We start from the raw sequence: 16,539 nt of genomic DNA, 5'->3' as shown, positions 1-16,539 counted from the left end.
TTAGACTACTGAACTGTCTTAGCTCTGTTGTCGTCGATTTCAGCAGCATCTTTTAAAGCATTGTAAAGCTTTGTATTTACTGAGTTCATCTTACGTTGACCAACTTGGTTAGCGAAAGATTGATAGTTCTCTAACTTAACTGCTGGTGTAATCTTAATAGTCTCTACCATATAAACACCTTTCTCTCCAGCAATCAACCCTGAAGTTTGTCCTTCTTTCAATCCAAACGCAGTTCCAACAACTAAAGGTTCTTTACCTGCTCCAGAAATAGTTGGGTTTTTCATATTGATAGCAGATGCACTTCTCACATTTTGCCCTTCGGCACTTGCCAATGCATCTAAAGTAGTAGCAGAAATTCTATTTTTGATTATGTCTGCTTTTTTCTCTTTACGGATAGCTGGAATTGCTGCAGCAGAAGCCTCCTCTACTGACATTAACCCTGCTTCGTTTTTAGCTGTAAGCTGAGCGATAACATATCCTCCAGGAATATTAAAGCGCTTGTTGTCTCCTACAGTTGTTTCTTCGTTGAATGCCCAACGTACAATTTGACGCTGACTGTTCAATCCAGGAATGTTCTCTTGTAAAACCTCAATCCCTTTCACTGGACGCACAGTATAGTTACCTTCCTTAGCAACTTCTTCGAAGTTTTTGTCTGCAATAGCAACCTCAAATTTAGAAGCGTCTCTAAATACCTTATCGATAGTCGCTTCTGATGCTTCAATCTCTCTAGCTATAGTACCAACTTTAACAGCTTTCTGAGTATCTTTTTGTCCTTCGATTTCAATAATATGGAATCCAAACACAGTTTTTACAACACCCATATCTCCTGTTTTTCCTTCAAAACAGAAATCTCTAAATTCAGGCACCATAGTATTATATGTAAACCAATCGTAACGACCTCCGTTTTCAACACTACCCTGATCTGAAGATAATTCTTTAACCAACCCTTCAAACTTAGAGCTATCGGCTTTAACAACAGCTAAAACACTGTCTGCTGTTTTTTGAGCTTCAGCTTCTGTTTGTATAACATCCGGCCCAGCACCATTAGCACCAGCAAATGGTATTAAAATGTGTCTTGCCTTTACAGAATCTGGCAATTGCTTAACAGCAATCATTTTCGTGATCTTAAAGTATCCGGCATCTTTATAAGGACCAAAAACCTCTCCTTCATTAAGGTTATAGATATCATCGGCTACGGCAGTAGGTAAGTCCGATTTGAATACGAACGCATCGTTAAATTTAATATCTGAATTTGTATTTATGAATTCAGCATTATCGGTCACCTTTCCAAAAGCAGAAATAGTATCGTTTGTTTTAGTTGTTTCGTTAAATTCAACACGATCCTTCAACATTGCAGCCAATTCATCTTTAATGGCGTTCTCATCCTCAACAGAAGGCGTTTCCTTAAACTCCACAAATTGTATATCTCTCGACTCTTCTACTTCAAATTGCTTTGCGTGTGCATTGATATAGTTTGTAATCTCAGCTTTGCTCACTTCTACAGTTGTATCGGCAATAGTAGCATAAGGAACTTGTACATAGCGAATATCTACTTTATCGCCCTCAAGTTTATGCTCTAACTCACCTTCTGCTAAAGTTCCAGTCATACCGGCTTTAACCATATTGTAATAATCTTGCTGAAGACCATTTACAGCCAACCTGTTTTCGTAATCGATCCATTGCTGATAAGAAATAGCCGAAGTTTCTTTTAGATTAGCGATGTATTCATTCATTTTGTTCTCATCGAACAAACCTGCTTCGTTTTGGAAATCTGGGTTATTTGAAAGTGCGTTCTTAAGAATATCGCGCATTTGGTCTTTTTCTACACTAAAACCTAATTCATCATATTGCGTTTGCATTACAGCTTCGCGAACCTCTTGATCCCAAACACGATTCATTGCCTGAGTACTTGTTGCACTAGGCCCCAATTGACGCTGCATAGCCTCTACCTTACGCAAAAAATCCTCACGAGAAATATCTTTCCCGTTGATTGTAGCAACAATGTTATGCGACTTTGCTGCAAAAGCATCAGTATTCTTGAATAAATCCATCAAAATGAATGAGAATAACGCTAAAGCGATAATCGCAATCAAAAACACCGAACGCTGTCTAATCTTATTTAAAACTGCCATTTCTTGTTAAATTTTATGAAACATAGTGCGCGAAAATAGCATTTTCTATTTAATAATAAAAGCAGATATACGCTTAATTCGAAGGTGAAGAAAACAATTTAATCTTCCTGTAATAGTTTTAATGCAACCAAATCTATTTTGGTATTAGAAACCTCTAAAATAGTGAACTGAAACGTACCTATACGCACTATTTCATTTTGTTGAGGAATCTCTTCTGTATGGTTAACAATTAACCCCCCCAAAGTTTCGTAGTTTTCACTTTCGGGCAGGTTTAGTTTATAGGTTTCGTTGAGATAATCTACTTCCAGTCTAGCTGAAAATTTATACGTTCCATCGATTAATTGCTCCTCGATCTTAACTACCGTGTCATGTTCATCCTCTATTTCACCAAAAAGTTCCTCTACGATATCTTCTACTGTCATTATACCCGAAGTTCCTCCGTATTCATCCAAAACCACAGCCATACTCTTGCGTTTTTTTATCAGTACATTAAGAATGTCTTTTATAAGCATGGTTTCTGGAACAAACTCAACAGGCATTAAAATTGACTTAATCGTTTTTGGTTTTTTGAATAACTCGAAAGAATGCACATAACCCAAAATATCATCAACTGTATCATTATACACCAATATTTTAGAGCAACCTGTATCTGTAAATAGTGTGTTAATAGCCTTAATACTATCGTTAAGCTCTACGGCAATAATCTCGGTGCGAGGCACCATCACCTCCCTTGCCTTAACTTCCGAAAACTCCAATGCATTTTGAAATATTTGAATCTCAGAATCCACTTCTTCATGATCTTCAACAGATTCCATCTGCTCACTAATATAGTTTCCCAACTCTACTTTTGTAAACGCTAATTGAACTTGGTCGCCTTCGGTTTTAAAGAAACGTTTCAAAACCACATCAGAGATCCAAATAACGAAATCAGAAATAAAGGTGAACAGCACATAAAATATATATGCTGGAATTGCCAATAGCTTTAAAAGATAATTTGAGTATATCTGAAAAAATACTTTTGGAAGGAACTCTGCTGTAATTAAAATAACCAATGTAGAAATAACAGTTTGCGACAGTAGGCTTAAATCTGTAAGCAGGTAGTTAATGAAACCGCTTGAAGTTGGCAATAGTCCCTGAAACCATTCCATAAGCACATCACCCATATAAAATCCATAAACAACCAAGGCAATATTATTCCCAATTAGCATGGTTGCAATAAATTTAGATGGTTTTGCTGTAAGACTACCTAATACTTTGGCAAGAATGCCTTGCTGTTTTTTTTCAATTTCGATATGGATTTTATTAGCCGAAACGTAGGCTATTTCCATCCCTGAAAAAAAAGCGGACAGTAATAATGATGTAATTATAATAATTCCTTCTCCACTCATGCAGATTAACGATCCTTATCGAAACGTTTATTGAATTTCTTCCTGAAGAAGAACATAAATACAGCTGTAGCAGCTAATAACAACGACATATACGCTCTATTTCTCTGATCGTTCCAGTTAGAAATGGCATCCCAGGTAAATAAGGCTGCAAAAACAATATAAGCGTATTGAAAAAACTTAAAGAATCTCATGTTTATTCTTTCTTAAGGTAAAATTTTATGTTAAAGATAGTAATTTATTCTTCGAGAGTAATCACCCCATCAATCTCCAGTACTTCTGCCTGACTGAATTTAGTATCAGAATCGAAACCCTTTCCGTTAATTAGGTCAGATCCTTTTCTAAAGGTTACGTCTTCATTGGTAAACAACCACTCTCTATTTTGGTCGTAAAACAATTGTTTAGCGTGTAAAGTATCTTTTTCGTGAGTGGCAAGCACCACATGTCCCTGAAGATCTATTAATCCAGTTGCATCGTAAACTACAGCATAATCTGAAACAACCGTACTTTTATTATTGTTATCATCGAACAGGTCCAAATGAACACCTTCCGGAAATTCTGTAAATGCAAAATCCCTATTGCTGAAGTCCAGCATCTTAGGACTAATCAAATTGGCTTTGACTTTACCGGAATCGGTATACTTGAGGTCAATCTCTTTTGCAACTCCAATGGGTGCATTTTCGGAAACCCCAATTTTCTTTACGTTCTCAAAGTTACTTTCACAAGAAAAAAACATGGTCACAGCTATTGCTATGACCATGAATTGTAATGTATGTAAACTTGTTTTCATTATAGATTAGGAACTGTGATCGTAGTACCAATCCAACAATTTATTTTTATAGATTGTCCTTGATTACCTTGGCTGAAAATATCTCCTTTTTGAGGCGCCTTAGCCATATAGCTTGCAACACTTTGTTGAGCGGCACTTTTTAGAGTAGGATCTACTTTTCCTGCTTTTTTAGCTTCATCTGCAGCCAACCAATATACTGCACGTTTGTTGAAGGTAGTATCGCCACAATTGTTGGCACTACTAGCATACATAGCTGCAATATTCAAGTGAGGACGTCCATTTGAAGGATTTAACTTCAATGATTGTCTGTAATACTCTCTTGCTTTTGCATAGCTTCCTTTTGCCTTTAACTTGTTTCCGATTTTTTCGTTAAGCTTCGCTTTTTTGAAATTATCCTTTTCTAAACTTAAAGCTTGCTCGTAATACTTAAGCGCTCCATTCGAATCACCTTCCTTATCCTTTAAAATCCCTAAATAGTAAGCCGAATTTGCAGAAGGACTCAATTCGTGGTAAGCATGTACTAACTTAAAGAACAACGGATCACTAGTACAATCCTTCTCAGACATTTTTCCAGCAGCACGCTGTAACCATTGCGCATTGGTTTTATTAGCCTCAAAGTTTTTAGTATACAAAGGAATTAAGTTTTCGCAATTAGCACGGTCTCCTAATTTTTTATCAATACCAGCCGAAATCTTATCATAATTTGTCAAGTAACTTTCGTAATAACGCTTATACTTTTCCTCTTTAGAACTTAAAGGAGTGTTCGCTTCTTCTTTAGCTATAAGTTTATTTAAATCTTCAGAGTAATTACCAACTTCAGACTCTACCTTCTCTGTAACATCATCATATTTGTCAAACAAATCCTGAGCGGACTTTTCTTTAGCATCGTAAAGATCTACCATTAAAGAAAAATATGTGTATAGCCCTTTAGGGTTGTTAAAAGTAGCCTTGTCTACTGTAAATGCTTTATCGAATGCATTATAAACATCCATATCGCTCAAACCAAGTTCCTTCTTATAATCGTACATTAATTGGGCTTTATCTCCCAACAACTCTCCTTTTTTTGTTTTGTCTGGGAAGTTTTCCAAACGCTGATCGTAAAGCTTCAACAAATCATTAATGTTTGCTACTTGCTCTGCTCCAGAAGAGTTTTCAATTTTATGCTCAAGGATTTTCTCTCCATCAGAATATGTTGCAATATTTAGTTTAGGGCATTTTTCCCTAACATCTTTCCATGGTCCGTATGCGGCATCGTAATTTTTAGCTTTTACATACTCATGGAATATAGATAGCTTAGTCATACACTCTTCATCTTGCTGCGCATATCCTAAGCTCAGCCCCATGAAGAATATTGCAAATGCAAATGTAAGTTTCGTTTTCATAGTTCTTAATTTTATACTGTTGCTGTTAGTCATACTTTGGTTTTTGGAACCAGCGGTCATTCAACGAAAAACTCAACTGAAAATTAGCAAAATTTTCCTGAATAAGACCATTATTAGTTGTCCCTCTTTTTCCAAATTCAAATCCGAGATTGGCATTAGAGAAGATAGCCCCTACAGGAAGTCCTACTCCAAAAGATATGCCAAACTCATTTATACTCTCATCGTTCACCTTTAATCCAACATTTTCATAACGCACTCCTGCCCTGTAAACCATTCGTTTATAATAGCCCGTGTATGAGTTGTATTTTGGAATCCAAAATCCCCCCAAAGACATTCCTGAAGCATTTTCAAAAGAATAACTTGTACTACTTGAGGTGTACAAATCATTATTAAACTTACTGGTTTGTTGCCCAAAATACTCTACTCCTACAAACCAAATTCTAGGTTGGCCTATCCCTACTCCTATTGAGTAGCGCGAAGGTAGTGTTAGATCCGTTTTATCTAATCCAGCCGCTATCAATTCATCCTCAACATCTATGTTTTCCACAATAAACTCCTGTCCAGTTGTTGGACTCACAGTGACAGTCGCTATAGAACGCTCATTTTCTGACCCTATTTTACTTTGCGGTGTATAGGTTAAACCCGAGACGAATTCAAACTTATTCTTAATCATGGTTTTATAGCTCAAACCAAAATTAAAATTGACACCACTCAAATCAGATCGATTGTATTCGGCTGTTTGGTAAGTAAGCAAATCGCCATTGTTGTCGTATAAATAGGCTAAAGTATTATTTTTCACATTTCCGAAGTTATACTGGGTATCAACACCAATACTCAATCCATTCGTTATTCTGTAAGCAAGGGAAAAATAAGCTTTGTTCAACCCTCCTTCTCCTGAATATTTATTTGAAAGATCCCCTTCTGAATTACTGTCTTTTAACTGATAACCTACCGATGTGTAAGGCATCAAACCAAACCCTAAGCCAAATCGGTTCATTGGAATCGAAACAGCAATATAATCGAATGTTGAAGAAGCCGATTTATCGGTTCCCCCATTACTTTCCAGTTTGGTAGTTGAGTGGCTTCCGGCTACAGCAAACTTAACCGGCCTACTTTCGTTTGCAAAACTTTTAAGGTTCTCAGACGCATACGACGCTGGATTTCTTAGATTTACATGGATACTATCAGTATAAATACTCAAACCTCCCATACTGGTGTTCTCTACAGTTCCTTTGAATTTCAAACTCCCGATTCCATAAAACGAATACGGTGAAGCATTCCCATCTTGGGCATAACTTTTAATTGCGATTAGGGCAATAAAAACTACTAACAGTTTTTTTATCATTCGATTGCGTTGAATTGTAATATATTATTTAATCCCTCCATGAGGAAATTAGGGTTCGCAAATATGCTACTTTTTAATTGTTTAGACAAAAAATTAGCGTCTCCACCTGTTAAAATAACTGTTAAATCTCCATATTTATTTTGATATTCAGCGATAACTCCATCAATCTCTTTCACTAAACCATAAACAACACCAGAGTGCATACTTTCTTCTGTTGATCTACCGATAATACTTTCAACTTCTGTAGGCTCAAGCACAGGCAGATTGGCTGTAAATTGATTCAGAGCCTTATACCTCATCTGTAACCCAGGGGAAATACCCCCTCCTAAATAAGCATTTTTATCATCTTTGAAATCAAAGGTTACACAAGTACCTGCATCTATTACTAAAGTTGGTTTGCCAAAATAATGCCTTACCGATGCACTTATTAATGCAACTCTATCCAAACCTAAAGTACGGGGGGTCTTATAGAGATTTGTAAAAGGTACTGGAGTGTTAGCATCCAAAACCAAAAGCTTGCTCTTAATTTTAAGATATTCTAGACAGTGATTATCTAATTTTCTTACAGAAGACACAATGCTTCTGCGTATTTGAGTATACTCAAAAAAAATTTCTTTAATTATTTTTAAAGCAGCTTCTTCAGGAACACTAAACTTAACAAGAAGCTTATCCCCTTTAAAAACAGCAAGTTTCACCAACGTATTTCCTATATCTACAATTAAATTCATCTACAGTTATTGAAAATGTAAAATTACAAAACCATTTTTTATCTCAATTTCTTTGCGAATATTAAAAATGGGTATATATTTGCAACCGCAAACAAGCAAACAACTGGTGCCTTAGCTCAGTTGGTAGAGCAAAGGACTGAAAATCCTTGTGTCCCTGGTTCGATTCCTGGAGGCACCACCACCAAAACCCAAGCAGAAATGCTTGGGTTTTTTGGTTTTGTAAACTTCACCCTATATCTATCTAATCTTTTATTGCGCTTCAAACTAAAGCCAAAAAAACAAGAGAGAGCCTACAGTCGAACCTAAACACAAAAAATCTAGTTATAAACACTCTATTTCTTAAAAGGCAAATGTATTTATGTTAAAAAAACCAAATAAGTAACATTAATTCAACTTAGTAACATTTTTTTAATACATTTAGCCCCTCTATTAATTAAAAAAAAGTTTATGAAAAAAATCTACCTTAGGGTAGCGAGTATCAAAACCAGATACCTCGCTATCGCAAGTGCATTTTGCTTATTTACGGCATTTACCCCTATTGACGGGGACTCTCCAAAAACAAAACAAGCAGACAACGCAGTAGCACCAATGCTCGATCCTGCAAGCTTCACTCCCTTAACCGTTAGTGGTTATAGTGATGATGTTATTGCCAATGGACTAGGAGCACTTAGCTCATCTACTACCAATGATGTTGACGGTGTAAACTACTGCTTTTTAGAAATTGGCACACAAATTAGTGAAACCTCTACCCCTACGGCTTACGGCTTACCAACGGGAGGGTTGATTGAAAGCTCCAATTTACTAGGATTAAATTTCCAACTTGCCTCATATGACGCAAATAACTCCTTAAGAATAGCCACTGATGGTGTTTCCGGTGAATCTATTATTACATTTACCGAGGTTAACTCTTACGAAACACTTTATTTGGCTGTTACCTCTGGAAGTGGTACAAGTACTATTTCGGGAACCGTTGACTTCTCTGATGGCAGCTCACAAACTTTTACAGATCTTTTCGTACCAGACTGGTATAACTCAACCGCTTTACCTGTGGTGATCTCTGGAATTGGTAGAGGGAATATTTCCAACGATGGTCTTGAAAGCTCTAGCAACAACCCTAGAATCTATCGTTTGGACATACCAATTGAAGCAGCAAATCAAAGCAAAATTGTTTCAGGAATGACAATTCAAAAAACTGGTAACATTTTCAACCTTTTTGCTGTGAGTGCAAAATTAATAGGGGATTGTGAAGATCCTACTAATATTGCCAGTACTGCAATAAATGCATTTGACGCTTCTGTTTCATGGGATACTGCAGACGCAACGGCATCTTATGAAGTTGCTATTGTAGAAACAGGGGAAGATATTCCGGCTTCTGGAAATGTTAGTGCAACTACATCATACACATTTAACGACTTAACCCCTGAAACAACTTATGATGTTTACGTAAGAACAGTTTGTTCTGCAGGAGGATATAGTTTTTGGGCTGGACCTTTTACATTTACTACTGAAGTAAGCTGTTTTGCACCAGAAGACATAACAAACACTGCTACTACAGAAACAACAGCAGACTTTTCCTGGACTGATAATGGAGCTACAGATGGATACGAATGGATGATTTTGGCTGATGGTGGCGACCCTGAGACAGATACACCAATAGATTCAGGAATAGTTGCCGCAGGAAACAACACTGCTTCCGCTACCGGATTAACAGCAAACACCAATTACGATTTCTTTGTAAGAGCTGATTGTGGAGATGTTAACGGATTAAGTTCTTGGTCCACTATGGGTGTCTACACTGGTTACTGTACTTCTCAACCATCTAGTAATGATGGCACTGGAATAGGCAGTGTTCAATTAGGATCTGAAGACTTTACAAGTGGAGGAGACCTAACTTACGAAGACTTTACAGCAACTCCAGTTGATTTACCTGCAGGTATAACAACCAATGTTATGATTGTCTTCCAAACAGGATATACTTATGACACTAATATTTGGATCGACTTTAATGACAACTTAACGTTTGAAGCTTCCGAGCAAGTGTTTGATGGTGTTTCAGCGGGTACAAACCCTACTACTCTTGACGCTTCATTTTTAATGCCAGCTGATGCTACTTTAGGGCAGCACCGCATGCGTATAGGAACGGCCGATTCTGGCCAAGCTACACCAAACCCTTGTTACAATGGCTCATGGGGAGTAACAGCTGATTTTACACTAAATATTATTGAAGCCTCTTGTTCACCATCTTCGATGACTGCAGAATTATCAACAGATTGTGATAATGACCAATTCTTTGTTGATGTGAATGTTACGGTGGTTGGTGATGCCACACAAATAAACGATGGAACGAATACCTACGCTATCACTACAACGGGCCTTATTCAAGTTGGGCCTTATTCTAGCGGAACCACAGTAACCCTTTCAGCAGAACATACTGACGACACCTGCGATTACGATATTGATACTTTCACTTACACTTGTCCAATTCCAGGACAACTTTGTGAATCGGCTTTGACAGTTGATGCATTACCATACAGTACAACAGACGATACTGCAAACTACTTTGATGATTACAGTGGAACACCTGGTGCTTCTGGTTGTGGAACAACATCAAACTATCTTAACGGAGATGATGTTATCTATGCTTATACAGCAACTACAGATACTTCTATTGAAGTAGCTATGACACCTACTGCTACTTGGTCTGGAATTTTTGTTTACACAGATTGCGCAGATATAGGAACAAGCTGTGTAGCTGGTATGGGGAATAGCTCTACCAGTGAAAGAATTTTTGACATGGACGTAACCACTGGAACTACCTATTACTTCGTTATCTCCACCTACGCTTCACCTCAAAGCACAGGATACACTTTCGAACTAACTGAAAACACATGTACAGACGCTACAGTAGCTTACACCATTGTTAGTGACTGTGACGACAGTGAAGGCTTCTTTGTTGATGTAGACGTTACCGATATGGGATCTGCAACAAGCTTAACAATATCAGATGACCTTGGCAGTGTTTCACAGACAGTTATGACTACTGGTATTGCTCAATTTGGCCCATATACCTCTGGAGCGGAAGTGGTTTTCACTGTTAGTGATGATAATGACGCAAACTGTGTATTAAACAGTGATACTTTAAGTTATGCCTGCCCAATTCCAGGACAGCTTTGTGAAACAGCATTGACTGTTGATGCTTTACCATACAGCACAACTGACGACACTGCAAACTACTTTGATGATTATAGTGGAACCCCAGGATCTTCTGGCTGTGGAACAACATCAAACTATCTTAACGGGGATGATGTAATCTATGCCTATACAGCAACTGCAGACACCTCTATTGAGGTATCCATGACACCAACAGCTAGTTGGTCTGGGATTTTTGTTTACACCGATTGCGCAGATATTGGAACAAACTGTGTAGCTGGTATGGGGAATAGCTCTACCAGTGAAAGAGTTTTTGACATGGACGTAACCACTGGAACTACCTACTACTTCGTTATCTCCACCTACGCTTCACCTCAAAGCACAGGATACACTTTCGAACTAACTGAAAACACATGTACAGACGCTACGGTAGCTTACACCATTGTTAGTGACTGTGACGATAGTGAAGGCTTCTTTATTGATGTTGATGTTACCGATATGGGGTCTGCAACAAGCTTAACCATTGCCGATGACCTTGGCAGTGTTTCACAGACAGTTATGACTACTGGTATTGCACAATTTGGCCCATATACCTCTGGAGCGGAAGTGGTTTTCACTGTTAGTGATGATAATGACGCAAACTGTGTATTAAACAGTGATACTTTAAGTTATGCCTGCCCAATTCCAGGACAGCTTTGTGAAACAGCATTGACTGTTGATGCTTTACCATACAGCACAACTGACGACACTGCAAACTACTTTGATGATTACAGTGGAACACCAGGCGCTTCTGGCTGTGGAACAACATCGAGCTACCTTGGCGGTGACGATGTAATCTATACTTATACTGCAACTGCTGATACGTCAATTGAAGTGTCCATGACCCCTACAGCTAGTTGGTCTGGGATTTTTGTCTACACAGATTGTGCAGATATCGGAACAAACTGTGTAGCTGGAATGGCAGAAAGCTCAACAAATGAAAGAGTTTTTGACATGGATGTGGTTGCCGGAACGACTTATTATTTCGTTATCTCAACTTGGCCATCTCCACAAAGTACAGGATATACTTTTGAGTTAACTGATAATACCTGTTCCAATGCAACGGCAACGTATACCGTTGTAGATAATTGTGATACTACTGGAGAGTTTTTTGTAGATGTTGATATTACCGATATGGGAAGTGCCAGTAGTTTAACAATTGCTGATGACTTCTTTGGTTTTGTAGAAACTGCTACAGCTACAGGAGTGGTTCAATTTGGACCATATACATCAGGAACTTCTGTTTCCTTTACTATAACTGACGACAATGATGCGAGCTGTGAGTTTACGAGTGATGCGGTTACACTTGAATGTACATTGGGAGTTGAGGATTTTGAGCAATTGTATCAATTCTCATATTATCCAAACCCGGTTAGCTCTAACTTGGTGTTAACAGCTCAGAAGAACATTCAAAATGTTGCTGTTTACAACATGTTAGGTCAGCAAATCATTAATGCTACTCCAAATACTATGAAAGTAGACTTAGACATGTCGAACCTTCAAACAGGAGCTTATTTTGTAAAAGTTAGTATTGATGGAAATTTGGAGACCATCCGTGTAATTAAACAATAAACATTGTTTAAACTATAAAAAGTAAAAGGCTACCAATATGGTAGCCTTTTTTATTGAAAATTACCTAAAGAAACTCCAAATTGTTATAATGCTACATATTAACAAGCAAATAAGACTAAAAACAGCCAGAGGGCGTTTTCTTTTTTCCTTCACAAAATAGATAACTCCAACAATTAAAAAAATTAGTTGAGCCAGTAAAAAAGGGAGGGTAAGCAACTCCCTTATCACCCCTACAAAAACATTGGTGATTTGGTAAAGATTTATAAAATAAATCCATACAAAATACCCCACAATTCCAAAGTTAAACGTTGTTAGCAATTTTTCATTAAGTAGTTTTATCATATAATCAAATTTGAGACTTAGCTATGTTAACGAAGCTAACAATAAAGTAGCTTTTTACTTTCTTTTTCGTTGAAAATTATACTCTCACATATTATTCCTCTAATCTTATAAACTCTCACCAACCATTGTTATTCAAAGCTTAAAATGTATCTCATAATTATTCCACATTCTTATGAATCTATAAGCAAGCATCTAAAAATCTATTACCAATCGCAATCAACCGCTCACCGATTTTTGTTCTATTAATATTATTATATGAATAAAAACACTAACTTTAGAAAGCTGGCATTCAAACCATTTTCATCTAACTCATGAAATTTCATCTTATAATGGTTGTTAGCAACAGAGAAATAAAAAGATCATTTAGGATTTTGGTATAATAGAGAAATGGTCATCCATTACTCCTATTATATAATATAAGGAAAGTGACACTGTAGTCCCGACAACTACAGAAACAATAGTTCCCATTCTTCCGGAAGGTGGGGAAGAAATTAAAATTGTAGATTAAAGCTATGTAATAATCGGCGAAACATGTTACCAACCTAAACAATTGGATGGTAAAAACATATATGAGATCGTTGATGATAGACAAGAATAGTTAACAAAATCAATTATTTAGTTAGTCAGGGAAAAGCTGGACAGAAACACCTACTGTTTAGCTTTTCTTTATATAAGAGAAGTCATCCCTCAAAAAAATCACTCTAAAACAATACATTATGAAAAAACTATTTGCAGAATTTATTGGCACCTTTTGGCTTGTGCTAGGAGGTTGTGGTAGTGCTGTACTCGCTGCAGGCGTTCCGGATTTAGGAATCGGTTTTGCTGGGGTTGCCTTGGCCTTTGGACTAACGGTTCTAACAGGAGTCTATGCCCTAGGACATATTTCTGGCGCTCACTTTAACCCAGCTGTATCACTAGGTTTATGGATGGGTGGCCGATTTAACACTAAAGAACTTCCTGGTTACATTGTTGCTCAAGTTCTTGGCGGAATATGTGCCGCTGCCATTTTATATGGCATCGCTTCAGGCACTGAAAACTTTAGTCTTTCAGCCGGTTTTGCCGCCAATGGCTATGGTGAACATTCACCATTGGGGTATAATTTAACCTCAGCATTGCTCACCGAAGTTGTTATGACATTTATGTTCCTAATCATCATTTTGGGAGCTACCCATAAAAATGCCTCACCTGGTTTCGCAGGACTGGCAATTGGCTTAGCACTTACACTTATTCACCTAATAAGTATTCCTGTAACAAATACCTCGGTAAACCCTGCCAGAAGCACTAGCCAAGCTTTATTTGTTGGAGGCTGGGCCATTGAGCAACTTTGGTTATTTTGGTTAGCGCCTATTGTAGGAGCGCTTTTAGCTGGAATTGTTTACAAAATACTTGCTCCTAACCCAACAGAAGGTTAAAATAAAAAAAGGCGGTTAAACCGCCTTTTTTTTATTCTTTTTTCAATTCAAGTTTCTCCGCAAAATAATCACAGAAATCTTTCATTGTCGCCGTCATCTTTTCGTCCTGTGTAGCTCTATGGAAAGTATCGCTCATTGCAACTAAAGTTTGATGAAAGAATACTTTCATTTCATCTACTGGCATATCTTTGGTCCAAAGATCAATTCGTAAAGTTTCTTGAGCTTTGCTATCCCATACCGAAAGCAGCATAGCTTTTGCCTCTTCATTGGAAATACCCCCGTCTTTTGCAGTCCAGTACAATTTTTCTGGTATTCTGTTTTCGTCAAGCTCTACCTGTAACTCTATTTTTGATTTATGATTTGACATTTTATTTACGTGGTTTAAATTTAGATTTACTGAAAATTTCTTTTGGTGAAGTCGATAACATATCGTTGATACCTACATCATTATTTTCCATATAGGCCCTAACAATTTGCCAACCAATATAGCGACCTATTTCCCCTGGGGAATTTTTATCAATATCTTCCAGATAAAATTTGGAAAAGGGTGCAGGGTTAATAAAACGCCCTGGTAATTTTGAGTCCGTACTATATAAAAGCTCGCGCTCTATAAAATAACGCCAAATGTAGTTCTCGTTAGTTTGAGACCAATCTAGCTGGTTTTGGGTATACCCTATTTTTTCTGCATCAGATTTAAAAGGTATGAACTTATCTTCAAGGTAAAGCACTTTCCCCCAATACACCATTTCATCCAACAGCGTTTTTCTCTCTGGCTGATGAATTCTAGAATTTGCATATGCCTGGGCAAAATCGACTACCATTTGCGATCGGGTAAAGTTTTGTCTCAAATATTGCTGTATCCCTTGATAAAAAGGGTGGTCACTTCCCAAATAGGTATCTAACGAAATTAAAGCAATACTATCGGTAACAATTACCTTGTTTCTATAATCTACGTAAGAGGTTGCCGTGATTACTCTTGGAGCTCTGAAAGATGGAAAGTAATATTTAATATGACGAAAAAGATCTTCTAACTCCTGTTGCTCGGTTTTCATTTCAGCAAAAACACTATCCGTTGCATAGGATAGCTGCTGTTGTAAAGTATCTCTCATTTTGGCAATCCAAAACGAGTCAGGATACTTTTCTGAAAACATAAACGGATACTTTATTTTTAAATCTTGTAAAGTTCCTTCATCTGCAGCTGCAAACAAACGATCAAAACGCTCTATGTGCACATCAACATCTATTTTAGCAATGGCTTTTTCTGTTTCTGATTCTTGTCTACAGGCAACAATCATAAAAAGTGCTATGAGAAATAAAAAATACTGTTTCATGGGAAACATTAACGAATTCAATTTTTAAAAATTATAGTAATTGCTTTACTTTTGTTTGGCAAAGGTAGCATTTCTACCCATTAAATTCCTTACTAATGCAAACAGAAAAGATTGTATCCCATATAGTAGATTGGTTAAAAACATATGCCCTACAGGCCAAAGTGAATGGATTTGTAATAGGTATCTCTGGAGGAATTGATTCGGCTGTTACTTCGACGCTATGTGCTGAAACAGGTTTAGATGTACTTTGTATTGAAATGCCAATTCACCAACATGACAGCCACGTGACAAGGGCTCAAGAGCATATTGCCTTGTTAAAGTCCAGATATAACAACGTAAAGGATATAAGGACCGATTTAACACCTCTATTCGAAACATTCAAGGAAGAAGTTTCCCTGGAAGGCAATCAACACACAGTAGACTTAGCCTTGGCTAACACTCGTGCCAGACTAAGAATGACTACATTGTATTACTATGCAGGATTAAAAGGTTTATTGGTTGCCGGCACAGGAAACAAAGTTGAAGATTTTGGCATAGGTTTTTTTACTAAATACGGTGATGGAGGTGTAGACCTCTCTCCCATTGCCGATTTGGTTAAAACTGAAGTGTATGAATTGGGGAAACATTTAAAAGTTCCACAGTCAATATTAGATGCTGTACCTAGTGATGGATTATTTGGAGACACACGAAGTGATGAAGACCAAATCGGGGCGTCTTATCCAGAACTCGAATGGGCTATGAAAATGCAAGAGGAAGGCAAAACAGCAAACACTTTTCAAGGCAGAGATTTAGAGGTTTTTAATATCTATTCTAGACTAAATACTATTAACCAACACAAGATGAACCCCATACCAATTTGTAAAATTCCAAAAAAATTAAAATAGGTAAAGAAATTCCCTCACAATTTTATATCTTTGTACTATCATTACTA

The 16,539-nt window shown here is 37.3% G+C and carries 13 protein-coding genes and 1 tRNA gene; 5 read left to right on the top strand and 9 right to left on the bottom strand.

From position 1 onward, the window contains the following. Window positions 1–5: 5 nt before the first annotated feature. From PWU04_RS06760 to PWU04_RS06730, 7 genes are all read right to left on the bottom strand, one after another. Window positions 6–2,132, bottom strand: coding sequence for a peptidylprolyl isomerase (locus PWU04_RS06760; RefSeq protein WP_274475193.1), 2,127 nt, complete (start codon window positions 2,130–2,132; stop codon window positions 6–8). 98 nt (window positions 2,133–2,230) lie between these two features. Continuing rightward, window positions 2,231–3,520: a hemolysin family protein gene (locus tag PWU04_RS06755; protein ID WP_274475192.1), complete on the bottom strand. Its 1,290-nt coding sequence runs from the start codon at window positions 3,518–3,520 to the stop codon at window positions 2,231–2,233. A gap of 5 nt (window positions 3,521–3,525) precedes the next feature. Then, window positions 3,526–3,711, bottom strand: a complete 186-nt coding sequence (locus PWU04_RS06750) for a hypothetical protein (protein WP_274475191.1) — start codon at window positions 3,709–3,711, stop codon at window positions 3,526–3,528. A 44-nt stretch (window positions 3,712–3,755) separates the two neighbouring features. Then, window positions 3,756–4,307, bottom strand: a complete 552-nt coding sequence (gene lptC, locus PWU04_RS06745) for an LPS export ABC transporter periplasmic protein LptC (protein WP_274475190.1) — start codon at window positions 4,305–4,307, stop codon at window positions 3,756–3,758. Continuing rightward, window positions 4,307–5,689 carry a tetratricopeptide repeat protein gene (locus PWU04_RS06740; protein WP_274475188.1) on the bottom strand — a complete coding sequence of 461 codons (1,383 nt, stop codon included), beginning with the start codon at window positions 5,687–5,689 and terminating at the stop codon, window positions 4,307–4,309. The genes lptC and PWU04_RS06740 overlap by 1 nt, the downstream gene beginning before the upstream one ends. Before the next feature lie 25 nt (window positions 5,690–5,714). Beyond that, window positions 5,715–7,034 carry a hypothetical protein gene (locus PWU04_RS06735; RefSeq protein ID WP_274475187.1) on the bottom strand — a complete coding sequence of 440 codons (1,320 nt, stop codon included), beginning with the start codon at window positions 7,032–7,034 and terminating at the stop codon, window positions 5,715–5,717. Then, window positions 7,031–7,762 carry a type III pantothenate kinase gene (locus PWU04_RS06730; protein ID WP_274475186.1) on the bottom strand — a complete coding sequence of 244 codons (732 nt, stop codon included), beginning with the start codon at window positions 7,760–7,762 and terminating at the stop codon, window positions 7,031–7,033. The genes PWU04_RS06735 and PWU04_RS06730 overlap by 4 nt, the downstream gene beginning before the upstream one ends. 105 nt (window positions 7,763–7,867) lie before the next feature. Here PWU04_RS06730 and PWU04_RS06725 point away from each other — a divergent pair. The 4 genes from PWU04_RS06725 to aqpZ all read left to right on the top strand — a co-directional run bounded on the left by PWU04_RS06725 (window position 7,868) and on the right by aqpZ (window position 14,277). Next, window positions 7,868–7,943, top strand: a tRNA-Phe gene (locus PWU04_RS06725). 266 nt (window positions 7,944–8,209) lie between these two features. After that, window positions 8,210–12,523: a GEVED domain-containing protein gene (locus PWU04_RS06720; RefSeq protein WP_274475183.1), complete on the top strand. Its 4,314-nt coding sequence runs from the start codon at window positions 8,210–8,212 to the stop codon at window positions 12,521–12,523. 859 nt (window positions 12,524–13,382) lie between these two features. Beyond that, entirely contained in the window at window positions 13,383–13,463 is an 81-nt protein-coding gene (locus tag PWU04_RS13325; RefSeq protein ID WP_406600946.1) for a hypothetical protein, read from the top strand. Between the two features lie 118 nt (window positions 13,464–13,581). After that, the gene (gene aqpZ / locus PWU04_RS06715; protein ID WP_274475181.1) at window positions 13,582–14,277 is read left to right on the top strand and encodes an aquaporin Z; all 696 of its coding nucleotides are present in this window, start codon (window positions 13,582–13,584) and stop codon (window positions 14,275–14,277) included. A gap of 31 nt (window positions 14,278–14,308) precedes the next feature. Here aqpZ and gldC read toward each other — a convergent pair whose 3' ends face one another. Both gldC and gldB read right to left on the bottom strand, forming a co-directional pair. Continuing rightward, complete coding sequence (gldC, locus tag PWU04_RS06710) at window positions 14,309–14,644, bottom strand: gliding motility protein GldC (RefSeq protein WP_274475178.1); 336 nt, start codon at window positions 14,642–14,644, stop codon at window positions 14,309–14,311. Window position 14,645: 1 nt separating this feature from the next. Continuing rightward, window positions 14,646–15,608 (bottom strand): gliding motility lipoprotein GldB, encoded by a 963-nt coding sequence (gene gldB, locus PWU04_RS06705; RefSeq protein WP_274475176.1) that lies wholly within the window; start codon window positions 15,606–15,608, stop codon window positions 14,646–14,648. Between the two features lie 95 nt (window positions 15,609–15,703). Between gldB and nadE the strand changes: the two genes are divergently transcribed. Further along, window positions 15,704–16,492, top strand: a complete 789-nt coding sequence (gene nadE / locus PWU04_RS06700; protein ID WP_274475175.1) for an NAD(+) synthase — start codon at window positions 15,704–15,706, stop codon at window positions 16,490–16,492. Window positions 16,493–16,539: the final 47 nt, after the last annotated feature.

It is taken from the genome of Mangrovimonas aestuarii (genome assembly GCF_028767185.1).
Lineage (GTDB): Bacteria > Bacteroidota > Bacteroidia > Flavobacteriales > Flavobacteriaceae > Mangrovimonas_B > Mangrovimonas_B aestuarii.
This window is presented reverse-complemented; position numbering and strand designations above follow the sequence as displayed.

Coding starts and splice junctions, on each gene's coding strand:
- PWU04_RS06760 (WP_274475193.1), bottom strand. CDS start 2,132: ATGGCAGTTTTAAATAAGATTAGACAGCGTTCGGTGTTTTTGATTGCG.
- PWU04_RS06755 (WP_274475192.1), bottom strand. CDS start 3,520: ATGAGTGGAGAAGGAATTATTATAATTACATCATTATTACTGTCCGCT.
- PWU04_RS06750 (WP_274475191.1), bottom strand. CDS start 3,711: ATGAGATTCTTTAAGTTTTTTCAATACGCTTATATTGTTTTTGCAGCC.
- lptC (WP_274475190.1), bottom strand. CDS start 4,307: ATGAAAACAAGTTTACATACATTACAATTCATGGTCATAGCAATAGCT.
- PWU04_RS06740 (WP_274475188.1), bottom strand. CDS start 5,689: ATGAAAACGAAACTTACATTTGCATTTGCAATATTCTTCATGGGGCTG.
- PWU04_RS06735 (WP_274475187.1), bottom strand. CDS start 7,034: ATGATAAAAAAACTGTTAGTAGTTTTTATTGCCCTAATCGCAATTAAA.
- PWU04_RS06730 (WP_274475186.1), bottom strand. CDS start 7,762: ATGAATTTAATTGTAGATATAGGAAATACGTTGGTGAAACTTGCTGTT.
- PWU04_RS06720 (WP_274475183.1), top strand. CDS start 8,210: ATGAAAAAAATCTACCTTAGGGTAGCGAGTATCAAAACCAGATACCTC.
- aqpZ (WP_274475181.1), top strand. CDS start 13,582: ATGAAAAAACTATTTGCAGAATTTATTGGCACCTTTTGGCTTGTGCTA.
- gldC (WP_274475178.1), bottom strand. CDS start 14,644: ATGTCAAATCATAAATCAAAAATAGAGTTACAGGTAGAGCTTGACGAA.
- gldB (WP_274475176.1), bottom strand. CDS start 15,608: ATGAAACAGTATTTTTTATTTCTCATAGCACTTTTTATGATTGTTGCC.
- nadE (WP_274475175.1), top strand. CDS start 15,704: ATGCAAACAGAAAAGATTGTATCCCATATAGTAGATTGGTTAAAAACA.